The organism is Carboxylicivirga litoralis, assembly GCF_025499605.1.
Lineage (GTDB): Bacteria > Bacteroidota > Bacteroidia > Bacteroidales > Marinilabiliaceae > Carboxylicivirga > Carboxylicivirga litoralis.
In genome coordinates, this window is sequence record NZ_JAFMVC010000125.1 from 1 (window position 1) to 481 (window position 481).

Annotated in this window: 1 pseudogene; it reads left to right on the forward strand. The window is 46.2% G+C overall.

Going from position 1 to position 481, the window contains the following annotated elements:
- Positions 1-143 precede the first annotated feature (143 nt).
- Positions 144-481 (forward strand): annotated as a pseudogene (locus tag J1N10_RS21055) (hypothetical protein); the annotation flags it as partial.

Consider the following 481-nt stretch of genomic DNA (forward strand, 5'->3'; position numbering starts at 1 on the left):
ACTACTAATATACTAAAACGCTGGCTGGCAAACGGGGTGTTTTACGGACAAAAGTTACCAACAGGGACAAGTCGGACGCTCACATTTGAATTGCTTTTTATGGGATTGTACTTTGAGCTTATTAACCCATAAAAATGGAAGTTATGGCAAGGCAAAAAGGAGTGATTAAGTTGGAAGGGCGTGTTGGTGATTTGTCGTTTTACAAAAGCAATGGCCAGTACATGGCTCGTGAAAAAGGTGGTGTGGATGGCGATCGTATCAAAAAGGACCCGGCGTATGCCAGGACTCGTGAAAACGGTGCTGAGTTTGGTCGTGCCGGCACAGCTGGTAAAGAGCTGCGTAATGCTTTAAATGAAGTGTTGGTGAGAGCAGCTGATAAGAAGGTGTCGAACCGATTAGCGGCTAAGATTCTGAAAGCTATCCAGGCGGATACGACCAACCGACGCGGTGAGCGTAATGTGTTGGATGGTGATTTGACCTT